The sequence below is a fragment of the Neoroseomonas rubea genome, from assembly GCF_016106015.1.
Lineage (GTDB): Bacteria > Pseudomonadota > Alphaproteobacteria > Acetobacterales > Acetobacteraceae > Neoroseomonas > Neoroseomonas rubea.
The window spans coordinates 1-2,053 of sequence record NZ_JACADQ010000501.1 but is presented as its reverse complement, the minus strand read 5'-3'; the positions used below and the strand labels follow the sequence as shown (position 1 = coordinate 2,053).

Annotated in this window: 3 protein-coding genes; all 3 read right to left on the bottom strand. The window is 73.9% G+C overall.

Annotated elements, in window-relative coordinates; all coding sequences use genetic code 11:
- Window positions 1–699: MFS transporter (locus tag HW577_RS24185; RefSeq protein ID WP_198378654.1), on the bottom strand; the 699-nt coding region annotated here is incomplete at its 3' end.
- Window positions 700–715: 16 nt separating this feature from the next.
- Window positions 716–1,672: an acetyl-CoA carboxylase carboxyltransferase subunit alpha gene (locus tag HW577_RS24180; protein ID WP_198378653.1), complete on the bottom strand. Its 957-nt coding sequence runs from the start codon at window positions 1,670–1,672 to the stop codon at window positions 716–718.
- Window positions 1,673–1,728: 56 nt separating this feature from the next.
- On the bottom strand, window positions 1,729–2,053 hold a 325-nt coding region (locus tag HW577_RS24175; RefSeq protein WP_198378652.1), incomplete at its 5' end, for a tyrosine-type recombinase/integrase.

Below are 2,053 nucleotides of genomic sequence, written 5' to 3'. Positions count from 1 at the left end.
CGCGGGCAGCAGCGCGGGATCGAGCCTGCGCGCGCGGTCCAGCGCCACCAGCGCCGCCGCCACGGCCACGACGAACAGCGCCAGCCCCGCCCAGTCGAAGCGCAGCGCCACCCCGGCGCGCGCCGCGCCCACCACCGGGAGCCGCCGCGCCAGCACCGCGCACAGCAGTGCCAGCGGCAGCAGGATCACGAAGATCGACCGCCAGCCGAATCCTTCCGTGAGATACCCGCCCGCCACCGGCCCGAACGCCGAGGCGAAGGCGTAGGACCCCGCGATGCGCGCCTGGTAGCGGCCGCGTTCGCGCGGCGGCACCGCTTCCCCGATCAGCGCCTGCGCCAGCGTCAGCAGCGCCCCGCCGCCGAAGCCCTGCACGATGCGCGCGCCGATCAGCCAGGGCAGGTCCGGCGCCACCACGCAGCCCGCGCAGCCGGCGAAGAATACCGCGAGGGCCACGAAGAGCAGCCGCCGCCGCCCGAAGGCGTCGCCCAGCTGCCCGAAGACCGGCGCGGCGCAGGTCGCCGCCACCAGGTAGGCGACGATGATCCAGGAGGCCCGCTCGATCCCGCCCATCTCGGCGGCGATGGCGGGCAGCGCGGTGGCGACGATGGTCTGGTCGATGGCGGCGAGGAAGATGACGAGCGCCACCGCCGGGAAGGCCCGCATGAAGCGGTCGCGCAGCGCGGCGTCGGCCTCGCTCATCGCGCCGCCGCCCGCCTCAGATCACCCCGCTCCGCCCCATCTCGAGGAATTTCTCGCGGCGCCGCGCGCGCAGCGTCGCGCCGTCCAGTTCGACCAGCGGCGCCAGCAATTCCGCGATCTTGTCGCCGAGCGCCGCGATCGTCCCCTCCGCGTCGCGATGCGCGCCGCCGAGCGGTTCCGGCACCACCGCATCCACCAGGTTCAGCCGCTTCAGGTCGTCGGCGGTGAGTTTCAGCGCCTCGGCCGCCGTCGATGCCTGCGCCGCGTCGCGCCAGAGGATGGAGGCGCAGCCCTCCGGGCTGATCACCGAATAGATGGCGTGTTCCAGCATGACGATCCGGTCGGCGGCGGCGAGCGCGATGGCCCCGCCCGAACCGCCTTCGCCGATGATGGTCGCGATGAAGGGCACCGGCGCCTCAAGCCCCGCCTCGATCGACCGCGCGATCGCCTCGGCCTGCCCGCGCGCCTCGGCATCGATCCCCGGGAAGGCGCCGGCGGTGTCGACGAAGGACAGGATCGGCAGGCCGAAGCGGCCGGCCAGGTCCATCAGCCGCCGCGCCTTGCGGTAGCCCTCGGGGCGCGCCATGCCGAAATTGTGCTTCACGCGGCTGTCCGTGTCGTGGCCGCGCTCGGTCCCCAGCACCATCACCGCGCGGCCCCGGAAGCGCCCCATGCCGCCCACCACCGCGAGGTCGTCCGCATACGCGCGGTCGCCGGCAAGCGGCGTGAAGTCGGTGACCAGCGCCTCGATATAGTCCTTGGCGTGCGGGCGGTCCGGGTGGCGGGCCACCTGCGCCTTCTGCCAGGGCGTGAGCTTGGCGTAGGTCGCCTTCAGCAGCGTCTGCGCCTTGTCGTGCAGGCGCCCGACCTCCTCGGCCACGTCGATGCCGCCCGCGTCCGTGGTCCGGCGCAGTTCCTCGATCTTGCCCTCGAGTTCGGCGATCGGCTTTTCGAAATCCAGGAAGTGCCGCATGGGGCCGGGGGGTTAGCGGAATTCGGGGCGGGGCGCGAGACCCCTTCCGAGGGCCCTCACCCCGCCGCCAGCGGGTGGTGCGCCTCGACCAGCGCCTTCAGCCGTTCCTCCAGCACCTTGGTGTAGATCTGCGTGGTCGCGATGTCTGCATGCCCCAGCAGCACCTGCAGGCTGCGCAGGTCCGCCCCGCGCCCGAGCAGGTGGGAGGCGAAGGAATGGCGCAGCACATGCGGGCTGACCCGGGCGGGGTCGATCCCCGCCGCCAGCGCCGCCTCCTTCAGCAGCAGCGCCAGCGACTGCCGCGTCATGTGGCCCGCCGCGGCGCGGGAGGGGAACAGCCAGCGCGCCCCGCGCGGCCCGGTGCGCTCGGCGGCCTCGGCC